At 68.9% G+C, this 3408-nt stretch carries 3 protein-coding genes and 1 pseudogene; 2 read left to right on the top strand and 2 right to left on the bottom strand.

Annotated features, from left to right (window positions below):
* Nucleotides 1-664, top strand: a pseudogene (locus ASE89_RS00020) (hypothetical protein); the annotation flags it as partial.
* A gap of 100 nt (nucleotides 665-764) precedes the next feature.
* Here the strand turns inward: ASE89_RS00020 and ASE89_RS00015 are convergent.
* Nucleotides 765-1055 carry a hypothetical protein gene (locus tag ASE89_RS00015; RefSeq protein WP_031394022.1) on the bottom strand — a complete coding sequence of 97 codons (291 nt, stop codon included), beginning with the start codon at nucleotides 1053-1055 and terminating at the stop codon, nucleotides 765-767.
* A 71-nt stretch (nucleotides 1056-1126) separates the two neighbouring features.
* Here ASE89_RS00015 and ASE89_RS00010 point away from each other — a divergent pair, with 71 nt between their 5' ends.
* A complete protein-coding gene (locus tag ASE89_RS00010; protein WP_031394021.1) occupies nucleotides 1127-1579 on the top strand; it encodes a CBS domain-containing protein in 453 nt (150 codons plus the stop codon).
* Between the two features lie 13 nt (nucleotides 1580-1592).
* Here the strand turns inward: ASE89_RS00010 and ASE89_RS00005 are convergent, their stop codons facing one another.
* Complete coding sequence (locus ASE89_RS00005; RefSeq protein ID WP_082447098.1) at nucleotides 1593-3128, bottom strand: lipopolysaccharide biosynthesis protein; 1536 nt, start codon at nucleotides 3126-3128, stop codon at nucleotides 1593-1595.
* Nucleotides 3129-3408 lie beyond the last annotated feature (280 nt).

Genomic DNA, 3408 nt, shown 5'->3' with positions numbered 1-3408 from the left:
GGGTCAGCGCAACGAGGGTCAGCGCAACGAGGGTCAGCGCAACGAGGGTCAGCGCAACGAGGGCCAACGTAACGACGGTCAGCGTGGCGAGCCCCGTGGCCCGCGGATGACGCCGTCGCGCGACGAACAGCCCGGTGACGAGCAGGGCCAGCAGCGCGAGAGCCAGCCCCGCGAAAACCAGGGTCGCGACGAGTATCGCGATGCCCCGCGCCGCGACACCATCCGTCGTACACCACGCGCCGCGCGTCCGGTCCAGGCCGAGTCCGAGCAGCAGGGCGAGCGCGCGGACGAGGTCGCTGCCCGCAGCGTAACGCCGGCCACGCCCGACGCTGCCACGTCCGACGACCGGTCGTCCGCGCCCCAGTCCATGGGCGACCCGGTCGACGTTGTGGCCGCAACCGCCCCGGCGCCCGCGTCGGACGGTTCGGGCGAGGAGCAGCCCCGCCGTCGTGGTCGCCCGCGTCGCGACCGCAGTCTCGACACGCCGGTCGCCACGGACGATGCCGCACCCGCGGCGTTCGACGCAGACCGCCTGCCGCCATCGCTCGGCATCTCGGCCTCGGCACCGGCACCAGCTGCCGACGCTTCGGCGGATGGCGCAGCCGCAGAAAAGCCGCGTCGCCGTCGCGTCCGCGTTGCCACCGACGAGGTCGAGGCGGGCTGACCGTCGCGCCAGACGGCAAAATCGAAAAGGCCGGTACCGCGACGCTGCGGTACCGGCCTTTTTTCGTTTCATCCCGCGGCCGCGCGCACCGCCCAGCCGGCTAGTCGATCCGAGTCACGTCCTCGTCATGGCCACTTCCCGAACTCAGGAAGACGAGCCCCATCAACAGCCCGGCCATGATTACCGATCCGCCGACCCCGCCGAGAATCGCGAGCATCGTCACGAGGTGCAGCGCCCCCTGAAGATGCGCCATCGCGACGATGACGCCCGCGGCGCAGATCGCCGCCGCCAGTATCATCCACGCCATGATCGTCCGGAACCGGCCCCAGGCGAACGCGGCATAGTGTGGATCGTCGAGTCCGGTCGGTGTCTCGGCAGAAGGATCGGTCATCGCTTTTCATTGCCGCGCAAACATGGTTTTCTCAAGCCACGCGCATGGAGACGCGACAAGGAGAGGCGGAGATGACGATCGCGACGATCCTCGAGACGAAGCGGCGGACCGGTGACGGCACGCGCGCGGACATGGTGCTGTCGTTGCACCCCGATGCGAGCGTCGCGGACGCGGTGGCGATGCTCGCGGAACAGCGGATCGGCGCGGCGCCGGTGCTCGACGACGGCCGCGTCGTCGGGATCTTTTCCGAACGCGACGTGATCCATTGCCTGCAGGCCAAGGGCGCGGGGGCGCTGACGCAGCGGATCGGCGACGTGATGACGCGCGCGGTCAAATCGGTCGCGCCGACCGAATCGGTGATCGGCGCGCTGTCGCTGATGACCCAGCGGCGGATCCGGCATCTGCCCGTTATCGACCATGATCAGCTCGTCGGCTTCGTCTCGATCGGCGATCTCGTCAAATTCCGGATCGACCGGATCGAGGCGGATGCCGCGGCGATGCGCGCCTATATCCAGTCCGCCTGACCCGCGGACCCGGTCAGGGCGTAACGGGGCGTTTGCGCAGCACTGCGACGAGCTCGCCCAGCGCCGCGCGCGCGAAGGCGAGCATCCCGCCCGCATAGACTACGCCGCCGACCGCGAGCAGCACCGCGAGTCGCCAGACCGGATTGAGCACTGGCAAACGCTGATCGACCAGCCCGACCGCGAGCGCCATCGCGATCGCGGCCAGCGCGGGCGACGCGACCGCGCGCGCGACCGCGCGGGCGGGGACGCCGATCACCGGCAGGCTCCGCCACGCGCTGATCGCGAAATACAGCGGATAGGCCGCGATCCAGGCAAGGCCGAGCCCGGTCGGCCCCCACTCAACCCCGATCAGGAACGCGGTGCCGAGGATCGCCGCGCCGGTCGCGCCGTTGCGCACGCCGATACCCGGTCGCCCACGCGCGTCGGAGGCCGGGGTCAGCAGCACCTGGAGCGTCATGAACGGCATCGCCAGCGCGAGCAGCCGGACGATCGGCGCGGTCTCGACCCATTTTTCGCCGAGCACGGTCAGCACCAGCGGCTCGGCGGTGACCGCGAGCCCGAGATAGAAGGGCATGGCGACGATCATCACCAGCCGCACGCCCTTGACGAACGCCCGTCCGATCGCGTCGGGATCCGCCTGCATCCGCGCATAGGCGGAAAAGGCGACCTCGTTGAGCGGCGGCACGAATTTGCTGACGAAGATCTGCGTGAGGAACAGGCTGGTCGTGTAGATGCCGAGCATGTGCGGCGAGAACCGGCGCCCGGCGATGAACACATCGGCCTGGCTCTGCAGGAACCAGAAGAGCTGGCTTGCCGCCATCACCCCGCCATAGCGTGCGAGCCGGCCCGCGCCGCGAAAGTCGAAGCTCGGCCAGACCAACGACCGTGCACTCCACGTCATCATCGCGCCCCGCACCGCGAACAATACGAGCGGAGCGATGACGAGCGTCCATACTCCCAGTCCGTAGAGCGCGCCGCCAAGCGCGGTGCTCGCCGAGGCGATCGAGGCGGTGATGTTCGCCTTGGCCTGATGGCGAAAATCCATCGCGCGTGACAGCAGGGCATAGGGCAGGGCGATGAACGGCGTGGTGAGATAGAGCAGCGCCTGAACGCGCAGCATGTCGGCGACGACCGGCTGGCGGTAATAGGCCGCGGCGAGCGGTGCGAGCACCAGCTGCGCCGCGGCCAGCGTCGCATTGAGCAGGATCAGCATGCCGAAGAGCTGGCGCACCTCGTGGCGGCTGATCGTCGCCTGCTGGATCAGCCCGCTCGCCAGGCCATAGCCGTTGAGCATCGCCATGAAGGTCAGGATCACCTGGCACATCGCGAACAGACCGTAATCGGCGGGCGCAAGGATGCGGATCACCAGGAAGGTGGCGCTCCACTGCACGAGCTGCGCGACGATCTGGCTTCCCGACCGCCAGATCAGCGCGCTTCGGACCTGCCCGGCGAGCGGCGCCGGGGCGGCCAAGCCGTCGATCGGCCCGTCGGGCGGCCGGTCCGCCAGCGGGTCTGCCGCCGGCGGGGCGCTGGGAATCGGCGTGGTCATCGGACCGGCCCTATAATCGCCTGCGCTTCACAAGCACTTAAGAAAGCTGTGCGGGGATGCTGCGTCGCGTCCCTTGCTGGCACGCAGGGGCGTTGTCGGCATGCTCTGCACGGCTCACACGGGCTGCCTGGGGGCGTAAGCCGGTCGAAATGAAGAAAATTGCCATAAAAGTGAAATTTGCGTTTGACGGGATTGCGGATGGGCCCTAGAGGGGTGCCACCGCAGCGAACGGCCACACGGTCTGGTTGCTGCGGTCGCAAACAACCAGATGCTCCAAGCC

The sequence above is a fragment of the Sphingomonas sp. Leaf30 genome, from assembly GCF_001422525.1.
In the GTDB taxonomy this organism is placed as follows: Bacteria; Pseudomonadota; Alphaproteobacteria; order Sphingomonadales; family Sphingomonadaceae; genus Sphingomonas; species Sphingomonas aerolata.
The sequence above is the reverse complement of the archived record's forward strand: the minus strand, read 5'-3'. Positions and strand labels throughout refer to the sequence as shown.

What these genes read in the sequence shown, in the direction of transcription:
- ASE89_RS00015 (WP_031394022.1), bottom strand. Translation starts at nt 1,055, where the DNA reads ATGACCGATCCTTCTGCCGAGACACCGACCGGACTCGACGATCCACAC.
- ASE89_RS00005 (WP_082447098.1), bottom strand. Translation starts at nt 3,128, where the DNA reads ATGACCACGCCGATTCCCAGCGCCCCGCCGGCGGCAGACCCGCTGGCG.
- ASE89_RS00010 (WP_031394021.1), top strand. Translation starts at nt 1,127, where the DNA reads ATGACGATCGCGACGATCCTCGAGACGAAGCGGCGGACCGGTGACGGC.